The organism is Actinomycetes bacterium, assembly GCA_022599915.1.
Lineage (GTDB): Bacteria > Actinomycetota > Actinomycetes > S36-B12.
The window spans coordinates 78,440-94,687 of sequence record JAHZLH010000019.1; the positions used below are offsets into that span (position 1 = coordinate 78,440).

At 61.7% G+C, this 16,248-nt stretch carries 12 protein-coding genes and 1 rRNA gene; 11 read left to right on the forward strand and 2 right to left on the reverse strand.

All coding sequences use genetic code 11. The annotated features are described in order from the left end of the window. The first annotated feature begins 146 nt into the window (after positions 1 to 146). Together K0U62_03580 and K0U62_03585 are read left to right on the forward strand one after the other, a co-directional pair. A complete protein-coding gene (locus tag K0U62_03580) occupies positions 147 to 917 on the forward strand; it encodes an ABC transporter ATP-binding protein (protein MCH9800601.1) in 771 nt (256 codons plus the stop codon). Between the two features lie 47 nt (positions 918 to 964). Then, entirely contained in the window at positions 965 to 3,463 is a 2,499-nt protein-coding gene (locus K0U62_03585; protein ID MCH9800602.1) for an FtsX-like permease family protein, read from the forward strand. Between the two features lie 271 nt (positions 3,464 to 3,734). Here K0U62_03585 and K0U62_03590 read toward each other — a convergent pair whose 3' ends face one another. Beyond that, positions 3,735 to 4,982, reverse strand: coding sequence for an MFS transporter (locus tag K0U62_03590; protein MCH9800603.1), 1,248 nt, complete (start codon positions 4,980 to 4,982; stop codon positions 3,735 to 3,737). 96 nt (positions 4,983 to 5,078) lie between these two features. After that, positions 5,079 to 5,444 (reverse strand): hypothetical protein, encoded by a 366-nt coding sequence (locus K0U62_03595; GenBank protein ID MCH9800604.1) that lies wholly within the window; start codon positions 5,442 to 5,444, stop codon positions 5,079 to 5,081. A 223-nt stretch (positions 5,445 to 5,667) separates the two neighbouring features. On the opposite strand from K0U62_03595, the gene argC reads away from it, so the two are divergent. From argC to K0U62_03640, 9 genes are all read left to right on the forward strand, one after another. Then, on the forward strand, positions 5,668 to 6,708 hold the full coding sequence (gene argC, locus K0U62_03600) for an N-acetyl-gamma-glutamyl-phosphate reductase (GenBank protein MCH9800605.1): 1,041 nt from the start codon (positions 5,668 to 5,670) through the stop codon (positions 6,706 to 6,708). Continuing rightward, the gene (gene argJ / locus K0U62_03605; protein ID MCH9800606.1) at positions 6,705 to 7,859 is read left to right on the forward strand and encodes a bifunctional glutamate N-acetyltransferase/amino-acid acetyltransferase ArgJ; all 1,155 of its coding nucleotides are present in this window, start codon (positions 6,705 to 6,707) and stop codon (positions 7,857 to 7,859) included. The genes argC and argJ overlap by 4 nt, the downstream gene beginning before the upstream one ends. 8 nt (positions 7,860 to 7,867) lie before the next feature. Further along, positions 7,868 to 8,776 carry an acetylglutamate kinase gene (argB, locus tag K0U62_03610; protein MCH9800607.1) on the forward strand — a complete coding sequence of 303 codons (909 nt, stop codon included), beginning with the start codon at positions 7,868 to 7,870 and terminating at the stop codon, positions 8,774 to 8,776. 26 nt (positions 8,777 to 8,802) lie between these two features. Then, positions 8,803 to 10,023, forward strand: a complete 1,221-nt coding sequence (locus tag K0U62_03615; GenBank protein MCH9800608.1) for an acetylornithine transaminase — start codon at positions 8,803 to 8,805, stop codon at positions 10,021 to 10,023. Continuing rightward, positions 10,020 to 10,529 (forward strand): arginine repressor, encoded by a 510-nt coding sequence (locus K0U62_03620; protein MCH9800609.1) that lies wholly within the window; start codon positions 10,020 to 10,022, stop codon positions 10,527 to 10,529. The genes K0U62_03615 and K0U62_03620 overlap by 4 nt, the downstream gene beginning before the upstream one ends. Positions 10,530 to 10,572: 43 nt before the next feature. After that, complete coding sequence (locus K0U62_03625; protein ID MCH9800610.1) at positions 10,573 to 11,781, forward strand: argininosuccinate synthase; 1,209 nt, start codon at positions 10,573 to 10,575, stop codon at positions 11,779 to 11,781. Then, positions 11,774 to 13,192 carry an argininosuccinate lyase gene (gene argH, locus K0U62_03630; GenBank protein MCH9800611.1) on the forward strand — a complete coding sequence of 473 codons (1,419 nt, stop codon included), beginning with the start codon at positions 11,774 to 11,776 and terminating at the stop codon, positions 13,190 to 13,192. Before K0U62_03625 ends, argH begins: the two co-directional genes overlap by 8 nt. A 142-nt stretch (positions 13,193 to 13,334) precedes the next feature. Continuing rightward, the gene (tyrS, locus tag K0U62_03635) at positions 13,335 to 14,624 is read left to right on the forward strand and encodes a tyrosine--tRNA ligase (protein MCH9800612.1); all 1,290 of its coding nucleotides are present in this window, start codon (positions 13,335 to 13,337) and stop codon (positions 14,622 to 14,624) included. Positions 14,625 to 15,206: 582 nt separating this feature from the next. Beyond that, positions 15,207 to 16,248 (forward strand): 16S ribosomal RNA (locus K0U62_03640); the annotation flags it as partial.

The following is a 16,248-nucleotide window of genomic DNA, read 5'->3' on the forward strand; positions in this document are numbered from 1 at the left end:
GGGAGAGGGCACTGACACCAACCGGTACTGGTATATGCGGTTTCCGTTATCCGAGTGAAATTCGACTGCGACACACGTCACTAAGGCTTACCTAGAACAGCGGATTCCTTATCGCGTAAGGTGAAAACGTGGGAAATCCGAATGCAATAGCAGAACCAACCACCCCCGAGCCTGGTGAGACCGCGGTTGCGGCGCGAACGGTCGGTCTGACAAAGGTGTACGGATCAGGTGACACCCGCGTGGTGGCGCTTAACGCCGTGGACTGCGATATTCCTACCGGGAAGTTCACCGCCGTCATGGGGCCGAGCGGTTCGGGTAAGTCGACCCTGATGCATTGTTTGGCCGGCTTGGATTCCTTTACGGAAGGGGAAGTGTTCCTCGGAGATACCTCGTTGGGAACGCTGTCCGACGCCCAACTCACCAAGCTGCGCCGAGACGAGATCGGTTTTGTTTTCCAAGCCTTCAATCTGGTCCCCACCCTGACCGCCAGCGAGAACATCACGCTGCCGCTAGATATCGCGGGACGCAAGGTAGACACCGACTGGTACAACACCGTGGTTGACACTTTGGAAATCCGAACGCGCATTGACCACCGGCCGACGGAACTGTCTGGTGGTCAACAGCAGCGAGTAGCGTGCGCCCGCGCCCTAGTGGCCCGCCCCACCGTCATTTTTGCGGATGAGCCGACCGGAAACCTTGACTCGCGCTCTGGCGCGGAGCTTTTGGGCTTTCTGCGGCGCAGTGTGGACGACTTCGGTCAGACGATCGTGATGGTGACTCACGATCCGAATGCCGCGTCCCACGCAGATCAAGTGCTGTTCCTCGCTGACGGGCAGATCGTCGACACCATGACGGATCCGGCAGCCGATCGGGTGCTGCAGCGCATGATCGCCTTCGAGGCGGATCGACCCGCCTGATGTTGCGTACAACTCTTCGAACAGCGCTGGCCCACAAGGGTCGGCTTGTGCTCAGTACCCTCGCCGTCGTACTGGGAGTCTCGTTTGTCACTGGCACCCTGATCTTCACCAACGCACTGGATCGCACCTTCGTCAGCATTATCGAGGGCAGCGCCCAAGACGTGCTGATCACCCAAGAACCAGCGGTAGAACTCGACTTCACTTCCGATCGAGGTGATTCCGAGCCACTACTGGTGAGTGAAAAAGTCGTGCAGGAAGCCGCCGGAGTTGAAGGCGTAGCTGCGGCTGAGGGTGGCATCAACCGCAATGGTGTCTACCTGCTGGACTCCGATGGCGAAGTAGTGGGCGCGGTGGGACCGCCCGCGCTCGGCGTGAACGCGGCCGAAGATCCACTGCTGCAGGTCAGCACCATCACCTCTGGCCGAGAACCCGCTAAGAGCGGTGAGATCGCTGTCGACGATACGACCTTCCCCAAATTGGGTGTGGAACTCGGTGACGAGGTGGACGTGATCACCCCAGCCGGAGAGATCACCACGACCCTGGTCGGTGTCTTTCGGTTCGGCGAAACCGGTGGTCTAGCCGGCGCCACGATCACCGCGTTTGTCTCCAAGCAGGCGCAGAAACTATTGGCGGAGCCAGGTAAGTGGACTTCTGTGGAGATCGCGGTCGCCGACGGCTACACCGACGATGAGGTCGCCGCCGCGCTGCGCTCAGCGCTGAACGACGATTCACTGTTGGTGCAGACCCGTGCGGAACAGGTGGAAGAACAAAGTGACGAGTTGCGGCAAGGACTGTCGTTCTTCAACTACTTCCTCATTGGCTTCGCCGCGGTATCCCTATTCGTTGCCGCCTTCCTGATCTACAACACCTTCTCCATGCTGGTGGCGCAACGAGCCCGAGAGTTGGCGCTGATGCGGGCCATCGGTGCCACTCGCCGCCAGGTGCTGATAGCGGTATTAACCGAAGCGCTGCTCGTGGGCATCGTGGCGGTCATTGTGGGTATCGGTGGTGGCTGGCTACTGGCGTTGGCTTTGACGGCGGTCTTTGCCTCGTTTGGGCTCAGCTTGACGGCTGGGATCGCATTGACCTCCGAAGCTGTCGTATGGGCGCTCGGCATCGGCATCGTTGTCACCCTGCTCTCGGCGCTGTTGCCAGGTATTCGGGGTGCTCGGATGGCGCCGGTAGCGGCACTGCGGGAATCCTCCGGAGGTCGGGAGCGGATCGGGCGAGTCCGGACCGTCATCGGATTCCTGCTGCTGTTGGGGTCCGGTGCGCTGTTTGCCGGTGGCCTGAATCAGACCGAGACTGACGCTGCCGCGAGTCAAGTGGGTATTGCGGTCTTGTTGCTCATCATCGCGGTATTGCTGCTTGCGCCGCTGCTGGGAGTTGCCCTGGTGCGACTGTTCGCCCCGCTCTTGGGTCTATTGGGTCGATCCAGCGGCAAGTTGGCAGCCCGCAACGCCGCCCGCTCACCGCGACGACTGGCTACTACTGCCAGTGCGCTAACCATTGGCATCACCCTGGTGGTGTCGGTCACGGTCATTACCGCCTCGGCCAAGGAGTCGGTGCTGTCCCTGATCGACCGTGCCTTCCTGGCCGACTACGTCGTCGCTACTGAAACTGCGCAACCCTTCGATCCACAGATCGCCAGCCAGATCCGGGAAGTTCCGGGTGTTGAGTACGTGGTGAGCGAGTCTGGTGGCCCAGCCGAGCTGGATGACGAGGCCGGCAGCGTCACTGCAGTAGGCGGCGCGCCACTAGACGCGGTTTACGACCTCACGTTCACGTCGGGTGATGGGGCAACTTTTGGTGAGACGTCGGCCATCGTTAGTGACGATCTAGCCGACCAGCGCGACTGGTCGGTAGGCGACGAGGTGTCCGCGCTATTCCCGTCCGGTCAGCAGTTGACCTTCGATCTGGTGGGGGTGTTCGAGGCGAACGCCTTGCTGACCGGAATGGTGATCGACCTCGATGAGTACCGCTCGGTCGGTGGCGCTGAACAAGACCGACTGCTGTACGTTGCGACCGAATCGGAAGCGGATAACGCACAGGTCCTAGCGGATGTCGAAGACATCACCGCTGCGAATCCACTGCTGGTGGTGCTGGACCAGACCGAGATCAAAGAGCAGAACGCCGCACAACTGGATCAGTTGTTGTTCTTCGTCTACGGCTTACTCGCGCTCTCAGTGATTATTGCGGCTCTGGGAGTGGTGAACACGCTGAGCCTGTCCGTGGTGGAACGCACCCGCGAACTTGGTCTGCTGCGCGCAGTGGGCGCCACCCGCCGGCAGGTGCGTCGGGCGGTTCGCTGGGAAGCGGTAATGGTCTCACTGCTGGGGGCGGTGTTAGGTATCGCTGCCGGTCTGGCGGCTGGCATCGGATTGCAGCAGGCGCTTGTAAACGCTGGCATCGACGTCCTGGCTGTGCCAATCAACGTGATGGTCGCGATCGTGGTGTTGTCCATCATCATCGGGATACTGGCTTCGGTGCTGCCTGCACGACGGGCGGCCCGGTTGAACATCCTGGACGCGATCGCCGAAGAGTAGTCGTCGCCGCGCAACGGCGTGAATCCGGAGGGTCACTCCCAGCCCAACTGCCAGTCAGCGTCGAAACTCGTGCTTAGTTCGTAACTGCTCTCCACCTTGCGCACTGTCGTCTCGCTGTCGTGGTGGCCGTGGTGGTAATCGCTGCTAGTCATGGTCTTCTCCTGCCTTGCAGTGAAGAGACGAGCAGCAGGTGTCTTTCGCAACAGTTTCTCGCTGCCCAACTTGAGTGAACCTGTCAGGTGTTCGCAGTGAAGAGATCGGTGGCGACGGCTTAAGTAGCGTCAGCGGTCGACGGTTTCGGTCTTGCGCGCAGTTCTAGGGCAATCCAGCCAACCACGAGCAGGATTCCGACAGCGCCGAACAAAATCGTGATTGCCGCGGACAGATGCTGGATGAGGATTCCCCACAACAGTGTCCCTATTGGTGCGGTCAGTCCGCCGATCGCGACCAGCGCCACCACGCCGGCTCGGCCGTGTCCCTTCCCCAGTGAGGTAGCCGAGACGCCGAAGCACATGGCACGGCCGCTGTAGCGAGCAGCACCAAAACCAACGCCGATGATCCCCCACAAGAGCAGTTGCGCCGACGCCGCCACGACCCAGGTGGTTGCAGCGAATAACACCATCAGTGCTGCAATTGAGCCGTAGCAGATCAGAGCAGTGGCAAGGTGTGATCTCCCGACCGACAGTCGGTCGGTGATCCATGGCACGAACATTCGGCCGATGGCCATGCCAGCCAGTACTGTCCCAGCGGCGGTCGCCACTGAATCGTGCTCCAGATCGTTGGTGATCGGCACAATCATCGACACCATCGGGGCGAGGAACAGTGCAACCATCACCCCCAACGCCACCGTACGAAGCAACAACCAGCTGCTGCGTACATCAGCCCAGGCTGCTTTCAGGCTGTGTCGCTGTTGCTTCTCCGGAGCCAGGCCTTGTGCCTGCGGCTTCTCTCGGTAGATAAAGAGCGCTAGCGGCAGCGTGAGAAGTCCGTTGAGGATGATCCCGAGCCCGGCATCGCTCTGGTCGATGATGCGGCCACCGATGATGCCGCCAACTGCACCGGCGATGCCTGCGGATACCGATCGGCGAGCCACCGCCGCGGCTACCTGCATCCCGCCGAGGTAGCCGGGTGCTGCGACTGTTCCCAGTACCAGGCCAATGCCGGACAACGCCCCCAGAATGGGTGCGGCCGCTAGAAGCGGCACGATGTCGGAAGGCAGCGCGGTAACGAATAGTCCGAGAACCGCCCAAGCCAGGGCGGTGGCCAGCAGTACATGTGCGAAGGCCTGACGATCACCCAGTCGAGCCGCGAGTGCTCCCGCCCAGGGTGCAGATAAGGCGGAAGCAAGCAGAAATATGGATAAGAACAGTCCAGTGAAGACACTGCCGTTTTCGCCGCCAGCCCGTAGTGCGGCCGAGGTGCTTCCTAGTTGCCCGAAGACCGTGCCAGTCACGCCCAGGCCCAGCAGCGTGAGAAAGAACAACTCCTGCCGACTCAGTCGCGGTGAGGTCTCGGTCATGCGCTCATCATTGCAACGCGGGCGGGGAGTACCGAACTAACCCCATCCGGCGGAGTGCCGGATCAGGGTTGTGGTGCGTCAAACGGTCAAATGCTGTCAGCTTTGGTTGAAGAACGTGTTGGCCTTATTGTTCCACAGCAACCACAGCAGGAAGATGTTGAACGCCATGCTGACAACGGCACCGCCAAAGTCGGAGAACAGGATGAAGACGTCCACTGCTAGTCGGAACACCAGTACGACGGTCAGCAGCATCCGCAGGAAACTGCCACCCTTACTGAGCCGGATTGCGATCAGTGCCACGATCAGGCCGTAGATCAGCGCGGCCCAGCCATATTCCTGACCAGCTGGTGTGAACGCTTCGGTTACTTGTCCGATCCCGAAGAGGATATTGATAATCGCGACAACCCAGATCAAGACGACTAGCAAGGTTACGGAGAAGGGGCGGGGGATGGTCTCGGACATAGTCGCTACCTCATCAGTTCACGGGATACAGACACCTATTGCGCTTGAGCCTAGCGACCCCACCAGCGTCATGGGGCGGCTTCGTTGGGTGGGTCGCTGAAGTAGGCGAATGCGACCGGAAGATGTCGCTGCGACGGGTGCGACCGGCAAGTACGGTTCGCTGATGAAGGCGTCCTGTCGGGGAGGTGCGCATGAGTATTCACGTATGCGTATACTCATGCGCATGGTTTCGCAAACGACCACCACAGCGGTGGCTGGCGCTAGTGGGTACTCCGGCGGCGAGTTAATTCGGTTGATCGCTGGGCACCCACAGTTCGAGTTGGTCGTGGCAGCAGCGGGTAGCAATGCCGGTCGAGCGCTTGCGGAGATACATCCCCAACTAGCTCCACTGGGCTCGATCGAGTTGGTGCCAACCACACCTGAGACGCTTGCAACTGCCGACGTTATCTTTCTCGCCCTTCCGCACGGCGAGTCAGCGGCTATCGCCGAACAACTCCCCGGAGCGGGTCTCATCGTGGACTTGGGGGCCGACTATCGGCTCGTTGATCCAACCGCCTGGTCAAACTACTACGGCGGCGACCACGCCGGCAGTTGGACCTATGGTCTGCCGGAACTCCCCGGCGCTCGCCAGCAGATTGCCGGCAGTAAGCGGATTGCCAACCCCGGCTGCTATCCGACTTCGATCATTCTGTCGCTGCATCCGCTGCTCGCTGCCGGACTCATCGAACCGAGCGACATTGTGGTGGTAGCAGCCAGTGGCACTAGTGGAGCCGGTCGCAAAGCTTCGGTGGCGTTGTCCGCCACCGAAGTAGCCGGTTCCATGCGCGCCTACAAGCCGGGCGGAACGCACCAGCACACCCCGGAGATTGAGCAAGCACTGTCGGCCGCTGCTGGCGCGCCTGCCAGCGTCCTCTTCACCCCGCTGCTGGCCCCGATGCCACGCGGCATCGTTGCCACCAGCACCGCTCGGCTTGCTGCTGGTGTCACCGAGGCGCAACTTCGGGAGGCGCTGACCGCTGCCTACGCCGAGGAGCCGTTCGTCCAAGTGCTGCCCGACGAGCAGTGGCCAACGACGGCCTCGACTAGTGGCAGCAACTCCGTGCACCTGCAACTGTCTGCCGATCAACGCACCGGTCGGGTGACGGTCGTCGCGGCGCTGGACAACTTGATTAAGGGTGCGGCTGGGCAAGCCGTGCAAAACGCCAACCTTGCCTTGGGACTACCGGAGGGCGAGGGGCTACCACTGTTGGGGGTAGCGCCATGACCGCCGGAGTGACGGCCGCCGCAGGGTTCAAAGCCGCGGGTGTGGCAGCAGGTCTGAAGTCGGGGGCGAAGTTGGACGTTGCCGTTGTTCTCAACGACGGTCCACAGCAGGCAGCTGCAGGTGTGTTCACCCGCAATCGCTTTGCGGCCGCCCCGGTGTTGTGGAGTCGGCAAGTACTCACTACTGGGCAACTTCGCGCAGTAGTGTTGAACTCTGGTGGTGCCAACGCCTGTACTGGTCCGGATGGGTTCGCCGATACTCACCACACTGCGGAACACCTGGCTGAGCTGTTGGAATGTGGTGCGATTGAGATCGGGGTCTGCTCCACCGGATTGATCGGTGAGCCGTTGAATATGACCGCGCTGCTGCCGGGCGTCGATGCCACGGTTGCTGCGCTGGCCGCCGACGGCGGCACTGACGCGGCCGAGGCAATTATGACCACTGATACCCGACCCAAGACTGCAGCGATAGCAGGTGACTTCACCGTCGGCGGGATGGCGAAAGGTGCGGGTATGTTGGCACCAGGGATGGCCACGATGCTTGCGGTCCTCACCACTGATGCCCAGGTGGAGCCCAATGTGCTGCAGGAGGTGCTCGACACCGCCGTCGCCCGCACACTGAACCGGGTGGACTCCGACGGCTGCATGTCGACCAATGACACTGTGTTGCTGCTCGCCTCCGGCGCCTCCGGGGTAGTGGCCGGTGTCGATGAGTTACTGGATCCGGTCCAACAGGTATGTGCGGATCTGTCTCGCCAATTGGTCGCTGACGCGGAAGGCGCCAGCAAAGAGATCCAGATTGAAGTCCGCGCTGCGGCTACTGAGGCTGATGCTGAAGTTGCCGCCCGAGCCGTCGCCCGCAGCAACCTGTTCAAGTGCGCCATGTTCGGCGAGGACCCCAACTGGGGTCGGATCTTGTCCGCGGTCGGTACCACCGACGCTGCCTTTGAACCGGATCAGGTTGACGTTGCCGTCAACGGGGTGTGGGTCTGCCGCAGTGGTGGTGTGGGGGAGGACCGCTCGCTGGTCGACCTGTCCGGTCGCGATGTATCCGTGGTGATCGACCTAGCCGCTGGTGATCACCGGGCCGAGGTCTGGACTAACGACCTCACCCACGACTACGTCCACGAAAACTCCGCCTACTCCACCTAGGACCTGTCATGAAAACCTTCCTCGGCGCCGATCGCGCCACCGCCGAGCAGCACGCTGGCGTCTTGGCGCAGGCCCTGCCGTGGCTGCTGCGTTTCCATGGCGCCACCGTGGTGTTGAAGTACGGCGGCAACGCCATGATGAACCGTGACCTGCAGCGGGCTTTTGCCCAAGATGTGGTCTTCCTGCGGCTGGCTGGGCTGAACCCGGTCGTGGTGCACGGTGGCGGCCCGCAGATTAGCGACATGCTTCAGCGGCTAGATGTGCCCAGTGAGTTTGCTGCCGGGTATCGGGTCACGAACTCCGATGCTATGGATGTCGTGCGCATGGTGCTCACTGGCCAAGTGCAGCGAGAAGTTGTGTCACTTATCAATGAACACGGCCCCTTCGCCGTCGGAGTGTCCGGCGAAGACGCTCACCTATTTACCGCCCGACAGCGCTACGCCGAAGCCGATGGCGAAAAAGTGGATCTGGGATTTGTCGGTGACATTGCCGAAGTCCGGCCAGACTTCGTTACCACCCTGATCGACGACGGCCTGATTCCGGTTGTGTCCAGTGTCGGTATGGACGAGTCCGGCAACCCCTACAACATCAATGCCGATGCCGCCGCTGCTGCCTTGGCTGCCGCGCTCAAGGCAGACAAGTTCGTGCTATTGACCGATGTGGAGGGGCTCTACGCTGACTGGCCCAACACTGACCAGGTCATCCGCACCTTGGAGTTGTCAGAACTCAAGCCGATGCTGGCCGAGTCTGAGGCGGGGATGGTGCCGAAGCTGCAAGCCTGTGCCGACGCAGTCGCGGCCGGAGTCCCACGAGCCCATATTATCGACGGCCGCATTCCGCATTCACTATTGGTGGAAGTGTTCACCGACGAAGGTGTGGGCACCATGATCCTGCCCGACGGAGCCGAAGACGCATGAGTACAACCAAGGCAGGCGGACTCGCTATGACCAACCCCAGCAACAACCAGACGATGCAGGCGCGCTGGAACGCGGTCATGATGGCCAACTACGGCACCCCACCAATCGCACTCGACCATGGCAAGGGCTGTCGAGTAGTCGATGTAGATGGCCGGGAGTATGTGGATCTGCTGGCGGGTATCGCAGTGTCCTCGCTCGGTCACGCTCATCCGGCCATCACGGAAGCGGTAGCGCGGCAGGCAGCCCAGTTGGCGCATTGCAGCAATCTCTACATCCAAGAACCCGCTCTGCTGTTGGCGGAACGACTAGTGGGGTTACTCGGCGCACCCGCGCGGGTGTTCTTCTCCCAAGACGGGGCCACCGCCAACGAGGCAGCGTTCAAGATTGCCCGCCGACACGGCTGGAGCAGTGATCCCAGCGGTGGTCGACTGCGGGTCATTGCCGCCGAGGGCTCCTTTCATGGGCGCACCATGGGAGCCCTGGCGATCACCGGCAACCCTGCCAAGCGAGACCCGTTCGCTCCGCTGCCGGATCCGGTGGCCTTCGTTCCCTACGGCGACGCGTCCGCGCTGGCCGCAGCGATCGATGACAGCGTCGCCGCGGTGTTCCTGGAACCGACGCTGGGGGAGGGCGGTGTCGTCGCACCGCCAGCAGGTTACCTGGCCGAAGCGCGGCGGTTATGCGACGCCGCGGGGGCCCTATTGGTCGTTGACGAAGTGCAGTCTGGCATCGGCCGGACCGGCGACTGGTTCGCCAGCACCGCCCAAGGGGTCATGCCGGACGTCATCACCTTGGCGAAGGGCCTGGCTGGTGGGCTGCCGCTGGGTGCCGTTCTGACTACGGGCCCAGCAGGTGACCTGCTGCGCCCTGGTGACCACGGCACCACCTTTGGCGGTAATCCGATCAGTTGCGCTGCTGCGTTGGCGGTCATTGACACGATCGAGGCTGACGACTTGCTCGCCTCTGTCACCACCGTTGGCGAGTCGCTGGCTGCTGGCATCGACGCCACCGATGATGCGTGGCTCGCTGGTCAGCGCGGCACCGGACTGTGGCGTGCCATTGAAATGACTGACCCGCAGGCCCCGGCCGTAGAGCAGGCGGCCCGGGATCACGGCTTCCTCGTCAACGCAGTCCGCCCGGATGCGGTGCGGCTGGCGCCGCCACTGATCCTGTCGGCGGCCGAGGCGCAGTCCTTCACTGACGCCCTTCCGACGATCCTGGCCGCGGCGCGGGAGTTGGCGTCATGAATCTGCCCCGCACTATGAATGCCCGGCGGCTGCGAATCGCCGAACTCCTGCAGCTACACCCGGTCCGCTCCCAGGCGGACTTGATCGAATTGCTGCAGGCCGAAGGAATCGAGGTCACCCAAGCCACGGTGAGTCGAGACCTGGACGAACTGCGAGCCGGCAAGATTCCCGGTCCGCAAGGGGAACTGATTTACGCGGTGCCGGGTGAGGGTGCCGATGACTCGCTGATTGGACCGGATGCGGCCGCAACCGGTGGTGAGCGGCTGGCTCGGGTGGGTGAGGAAATCCTGATCAGCGCCGACGCTTCGGGCAACATCGTCGTGCTACGCACCCCACCTGGAGCCGCGCAATACCTGGCCAGCGTTATTGACCACACCGTTTTGCCCGAGGTGATCGGAACTGTCGCTGGTGACGACACTGTGCTGTTGGTGACCAGGGACACCGATGGCGGGCCAGCGGTGGCGGATCGAATTTTGGAACTTGTCAATCAGCGGGTGCGCCCGTGACCCCGGCGATTGCCGGAAGCGCTATCAACACCATGGAGGATAAATGACGGATCGAGTGGTATTGGCCTATTCCGGGGGATTGGACACCAGTGTCGCGATCGGGTGGATTGCCGAACAAACCGGTGCCGAAGTGATCGCGGTCGCGGTCGATGTCGGTCAGGGTGGCGAAGACCTTGAGGTCATCCGTGAGCGTGCGATTGGGTGCGGTGCGGTGGCGGCTGAGGTCGCCGACGCGCGCGACGAGTTCGCCGACGACTATTGCTTGCCGGCGTTGCAGGCCAACGGCATGTACATGGGCACCTATCCGCTGGTGTCGGCACTCTCCCGGCCGTTGATTGTGAAGCACCTAGTTGCTGCGGCTCGCAAGCACGGCGCGAACATCGTTGCCCACGGATGCACCGGTAAAGGCAATGATCAGGTGCGGTTCGAAGTTGGCATCACCAACCTGGCGCCCGACCTCAACTGCATCGCCCCAGTGCGTGACTATGCCATGACTCGCGATCTGGCCATCGAGTTCGCTGAGAAGCACAACCTGCCGATCGACGTGACCAAGAAGTCGCCGTACTCCATTGACCAGAACGTCTGGGGTCGTGCCATCGAAACTGGCTTCCTCGAGGACATCTGGAACGCCCCGATCGAAGACGTCTATGACTACACCGACGATCCGACTGTGCCGCGAGACGCCGATGAAGTGGTCATCAGTTTCGAGGGTGGTGTCCCGGTGGCACTGGACGGTGAGCCGGTCACGATGTTGCAGGCCATCGAGCAGCTCAATCGGCGCGCAGGTGCCCATGGAATTGGGCGGCTGGACATCGTGGAGGACCGCTTGGTCGGGATCAAGAGTCGGGAGGTCTATGAGGCTCCTGGTGCGATCACCTTGATGACGGCCCGCAATGAACTCCAAAACGTCACCGTGGAAAAGGATCTGGCGCGGTTCTACGCCAGCGTTTCGCAGCGGTGGAGTGAGTTGGTCTACGACGGGTTGTGGTTCTCGCCGTTGAAGCGGGCCTTGGACGGTTTCGTGGCTGAAGCGAATCTGCCCATTTCCGGCGACGTCCGGCTCACCCTGCACGCTGGCCGAGCAGTACCCACCGGGCGGCGCAGCAATGAATCGCTCTACGACTTCAACTTGGCCACCTACGACACCGGTGACACTTTCGACCAGTCCAAATCGAAAGGCTTCATCGACTTGTTCGGGCTACCCAGTACCTTGGCTGCGGCTCGGGACCAACGGGAGGGTCGCAATGGCTGAGAAATCGGAAGACTCACCAGCCCGGCTGTGGGGTGGTCGGTTCGCCGGCGGCCCGCACGCGGCGATGGTGGAGTTGAGCCGCTCCACACAGTTCGACTGGGTGCTGGCGCCCTATGACCTGCAGCAGAGTCAGTCGCACGCTCGCGTGTTGCACCGGGCGAACTTGCTCAGCGACGACGAACTGGACCGGATGATCGCCGGACTGCAGGAACTCGCAGTGGACGTCGATGCCGGGTCGTTCCTTCCGATCCCGGAAGATGAGGACGTGCACACTGCGCTGGAACGCGGCTTGGTGGAACGACTAGGCCCGGAACTCGGCGGGAAACTGCGCGCGGGCCGCAGTCGCAACGATCAAGTCGCCACCGACTTTCGACTGTATTTGCGCGATCAGGCGCAGAGTCTGACCTCGCTGGTTCTTGACCTCGTGGATGCTCTGATCGAGCAAGCGAGTAATCACGTTGACTCGCCCGCGCCGGGGTTCACCCACCTGCAACGGGCGCAGCCAGTGTCGTTTGGCCACGAGGTAGCCAAGCACGCCCACGGCTTGTTGCGCGATGTGGAACGACTGCGGGACTGGGACAAGCGGGCGGCTCGGTCTCCCATGGGTGCGGGTGCGTTGGCTGGGTCTTCGCTCGGCTTGGATCCGGAAGCAGTTGCAGCTGAGCTGGGCTTCGACTCGGTGTTGGGTAACTCGATTGACGCGGTGAGCGACCGCGACTTTGCCGCCGAGTTCCTGTTCGTCGCGGCAATGATCGGTGTGCACCTGTCCCGGATCGGCGAAGAGGTGTCGCTGTGGGCGTCAGCTGAGTTCTCTTGGGCGCGGTTGGATGACGGTTTCTCCACCGGTTCCAGCATCATGCCGCAGAAGAAGAACCCAGACGCCGCTGAACTGGCCCGCGGCAAGGCTGGCCGACTGATCGGCAACCTGACTGGACTCTTGGCCACCTTGAAGGGCCTAGCCTTCGCCTATCATCGCGACTTACAAGAGGACAAAGAACCGGTCTTCGACTCGGTGACGCAGCTGCAGGTGCTACTACCGGCGTTCACCGGAATGGTTGCCACACTGCAGTTCAACACTGACCGGATGGCGGCTGCGGCGGACGGTGGTTACGCCCTAGCCACTGATATCGCCGAATGGTTGGTGCGCCACGGCATGCCATTCCGAGAAGCGCATGAAGCAGCAGGCGGGTGCGTGCGGATTGCTGAGGGCCGTGGGGTGGAACTAGAAGCACTCACTGACGCCGAACTCGCGTCGGTCTCCCCGATGCTCACCCCCCAGGTTCGCGAGGTGCTATTGATTTCCGGCTCACTGGCCTCGCGGAACACTGTGGGCGGTACGGCTCCGCAGCGAGTGGCAGAGCAGATCGAGCAACTCCGCAGCCAAGTCAGCGCCCGGCGCGCCGGCAGGTAGCCACCGGTCATCCCGGAGTCTCCCCGGGCGCGCTGGCGCTTGCCGTACTTAGATTCGGGGATTGAACGGTGCCACACTGGTAGCAGCGACTCGGCACCGCACGCCGACCTGCAACAATCGCGGCGATGGACTGGGGAGCACAGTGACAGCGGAACTTATCGACGACCTGCAGTGGCGGGACCTGATCGCCGATTCCACCGATCTTGATCGGCTGCGAGATCGTATGGAACAGGGTCCGATTACTTATTACTGCGGCTTCGACCCCACCGCTCCCAGCCTGCACCTGGGAAATCTTGTGCAGATTCTCACGATGCGGCGGTTGCAGTTGGCTGGACATCGCCCGCTGGCGCTCGTGGGTGGTGCCACCGGATTGATTGGTGACCCCAAAGAGACCGGCGAACGGACGCTAAATGATCCCGCCGTGGTGGCAGAGTGGACTGGCCGGATTGAGGCGCAACTGCGCCGGTTCCTCGACTTCGACGGCCCCGCAGCTGCGCAGATGGTCAACAACCTCGACTGGATTTCGCAGCTCGACACCATTGAGTTCCTGCGCGACGTCGGCAAGCACTTCTCAGTAAATCGAATGTTGGACCGAGAAGCGGTGGCTGCCCGGCTAGCCGGTGGTGGCATCTCCTACACCGAGTTCTCCTACCAGGTGTTGCAGTCGTATGACTTCCTGCAACTGTTCCGCGATCACAACTGTGAACTGCAAACCGGCGGGTCAGACCAGTGGGGGAACCTGACTGCTGGCACCGATCTGATTCGACGTATCACCGGGGAGCACGCACACGCGCTCACCACCCCGCTGTTGGTGAAAGCCGACGGCCAGAAGTTCGGTAAGACCGAAACCGGCACTGTCTGGTTGGACTCCGACCGCACCAGCCCGTATGCCTTCTACCAGTTCTGGATCAACGCTGACGACCGTGACGTTATCCGCTGGCTGAAGGTGTTCAGTTTCAAGTCGCGAGCCGATATCGAGGAACTGGCCACAGCCATGGCTGAGCGACCAGGTGCCCGGGAAGCCCAGCGAGCGCTGGCGGAGGAGATGACCACGCTGGTGCACGGTGCGGCTGCTACTGCTGCGGTACAGGCTGCATCTGCGGCGCTGTTCGGCCGCGGTGAGCTCAGCGACTCTGACCCCGCCACCCTGGCGGCAGCGCTGGCGGAAGCGCCCGGCTACACCGTCACGGCGGAAGACCTCGGTGACACCGGTGCCGTGCCGTTCGTGCAACTGTTCGCCAAGACCGGTCTGGTCAAGGGGACTGGTGCAGCTCGGCGCACCATCAATGAGGGCGGTGCCTATCTCAACAATGAGCGGGTCAGCGACATTGATCGCGAAGTGGGGCCAGCAGACCTGCTGCACGGCCGCTGGCTGGTACTGCGGCGTGGCCGCAAGTCGATGGCTGGCGTCGACGCTAGCGCGCTGAACTAGCGCTGGATTCTTACCCGATTGCTGTGTCCCACCAACTGTCGCGTGCTCGGTATTGCCGGGGGCGTTGCCGGCTGGCTTTCCCGACCTTTGCTCGATGGCAGCGAGTGAATCCGGACGATTCTTGTGCCTGCTCCGCTCGGGGTTGGGCTGTCTGAATGACCCCGATTTGACCTGGCTTTCAAGCAAGTCGTACAGTTATGCGCGGCCCGAGGTTTGGGAACAAATCAGAAGGTCGCAACGGTTGGGAGTTTCCCAGCCTCCCACAGAAAAGTTGCTGAGGGGTATTGACTTCGGTCAAGAACCTGCGTAACTTTGAGGGGTTGCCCTAAAAAACGGCTGAAAGCCTGATTTAGTGCGCGTCCGCTCCTTGAGAACTCAACAGTGTGCCGAAAGTCAATGCCAAGCAAACCCGTCTCGGGGGCTGGTCCTAGACCTGCCTCTGCAGATGGATTCCTTTCAGGCGATGACATCCTCGGATGTCTATCGCCTGCTTTTTTAGCAGTGACCATCTCCGGATGGCACTGTTCAGCTAGATCGACCTCCGGGTCGTTTCTTCGGCCTTAGGGCCGGAACCATGAAACATTCACGGAGAGTTTGATCCTGGCTCAGGACGAACGCTGGCGGCGTGCTTTACACATGCAAGTCGAACGAGAACCTTCCTTCGGGAAGCAGAGAGTGGCGAACGGGTGAGTAACACGTGGGCAACCTACCCCTCACACTGGGATAACCTCGGGAAACCGGGGCTAATACCGGATATTCACGACCTCGGGCATCCGAGGACGTGGAAAGGATTCTGGTGAGGGATGGGCCCGCGGCCTATCAGTTTGTTGGTGGGGTAATGGCCTACCAAGACGACGACGGGTAGCCGGCCTGAGAGGGCGACCGGCCACACTGGGACTGAGACACGGCCCAGACTCCTACGGGAGGCTGCAGTGGGGAATATTGCGCAATGGACGAAAGTCTGACGCAGCAACGCCGCGTGAGGGATGAAGTACATCGAGATGTAAACCTCTTTCAGTAGGGACGAAGCGTTAGTGACGGTACCTGCAATAGAAGCGCCGGCTAACTACGTGCCAGCAGCCGCGGTAATACGTAGGGCGCAAGCGTTGTCCGGATTTATTGGGCGTAAAGGGCTCGTAGGCGGTTTGTCACGTCGGATGTGAAAACTCGGAGCTTAACTCCGGGCCTGCATTCGATACGGGCAGACTAGAGTTCGGTAGGGGAGACTGGAACTCCTGGTGTAGCGGTGGAATGCGCAGATATCAGGAAGAACACCGATGGCGAAGGCAGGTCTCTGGGCCGATACTGACGCTGAGGAGCGAAAGCGTGGGGAGCAAACAGGATTAGATACCCTGGTAGTCCACGCCGTAAACGGTGGGCGCTAGGTGTGGGGAACTATCTACGTTTTCCGCGCCGCAGCTAACGCATTAAGCGCCCCGCCTGGGGAGTACGGCCGCAAGGCTAAAACTCAAAGGAATTGACGGGGGCCCGCACAAGCGGCGGAGCATGCGGCTTAATTCGATGCAACGCGAAGAACCTTACCTAGGCTTGACATACAGCGTTTACTGACAGAGATGTCAGGTCCTTTAGAGGGCGCTATACAGGTGGTGCATGGCTGTCGTCA

Coding starts and splice junctions, on each gene's coding strand:
- argH (MCH9800611.1), top strand. CDS start 11,774: ATGGCTGAGAAATCGGAAGACTCACCAGCCCGGCTGTGGGGTGGTCGG.
- K0U62_03595 (MCH9800604.1), bottom strand. CDS start 5,444: ATGTCCGAGACCATCCCCCGCCCCTTCTCCGTAACCTTGCTAGTCGTC.
- argJ (MCH9800606.1), top strand. CDS start 6,705: ATGACCGCCGGAGTGACGGCCGCCGCAGGGTTCAAAGCCGCGGGTGTG.
- K0U62_03615 (MCH9800608.1), top strand. CDS start 8,803: ATGACCAACCCCAGCAACAACCAGACGATGCAGGCGCGCTGGAACGCG.
- K0U62_03625 (MCH9800610.1), top strand. CDS start 10,573: ATGACGGATCGAGTGGTATTGGCCTATTCCGGGGGATTGGACACCAGT.
- K0U62_03590 (MCH9800603.1), bottom strand. CDS start 4,982: ATGACCGAGACCTCACCGCGACTGAGTCGGCAGGAGTTGTTCTTTCTC.
- K0U62_03620 (MCH9800609.1), top strand. CDS start 10,020: ATGAATCTGCCCCGCACTATGAATGCCCGGCGGCTGCGAATCGCCGAA.
- argC (MCH9800605.1), top strand. CDS start 5,668: ATGGTTTCGCAAACGACCACCACAGCGGTGGCTGGCGCTAGTGGGTAC.
- argB (MCH9800607.1), top strand. CDS start 7,868: ATGAAAACCTTCCTCGGCGCCGATCGCGCCACCGCCGAGCAGCACGCT.